The organism is Pseudomonas sp. FIP_A4 (assembly GCF_036701605.1).
Classification (GTDB): Bacteria; Pseudomonadota; Gammaproteobacteria; order Pseudomonadales; family Pseudomonadaceae; genus Stutzerimonas; species Stutzerimonas phenolilytica.
On record NZ_JAYDXP010000067.1, the window covers coordinates 1 to 639 of the forward strand.

1 pseudogene is annotated in these 639 nt (G+C 64.5%); it reads right to left on the reverse strand.

What is annotated here, in order from left to right:
• Window positions 1-291, reverse strand: a pseudogene (locus tag U8L64_RS00540) (hypothetical protein); the annotation flags it as partial.
• Window positions 292-639: the final 348 nt, after the last annotated feature.

Consider the following 639-nt stretch of genomic DNA (forward strand, 5'->3'; position numbering starts at 1 on the left):
CCGGCGCTGGGCGTTCGGTCCGCATATCGCCTGGCACTTCCCGACCCAGGTCGACCGTGCCCGCGTGCGTGCCACCGAGGCCGGTGCCGACGCCGCGCTCGCCCGCTTCGATGGCGTGGTGCTCGACGCGCTGCGTGAAAGCTTGGGTTTGACGAACTCGAGGATCTCGGCGTGCGGCACCGCGGTGGCGGCGACTTTCAGTTCTTCGGCCGCCTGAGCGGAGAAGGCGGCAACGGTAGCCACAACCGTGGTGTGGCTCTGTATGACGACCTGGTGATCTTCCTTGGTCATGTGCTTGGCGAGCTTGACCTTGGCGGCGTTATCCGCCGTCATCTCGATTGTCAGGTTGGCGCTCACGTCGTCGCGGAAGGCGAGCTCTTCGGCCGTGTAGTTGACGTTCATGCCTGGTCTCCTGAGTGATGCGCGGGCGATCCACCGCCGCTGAGCGCAGGCGGCGCGGGCTTGCAGGGCAACGGATGATTAATCCGCGGCGCGCTTACCTACGCCTAATGGATGAGTGGCAGGTGCGTGTCGATCAAGTGCGTCACGCTGGCCTGCCTTTAGAATGCGCATTGTTCCTGCCGCCAGAGTGAAGCCATGAAGGCCATCCCCGATGCAATCTCGCCGCAGCTGCTGCTT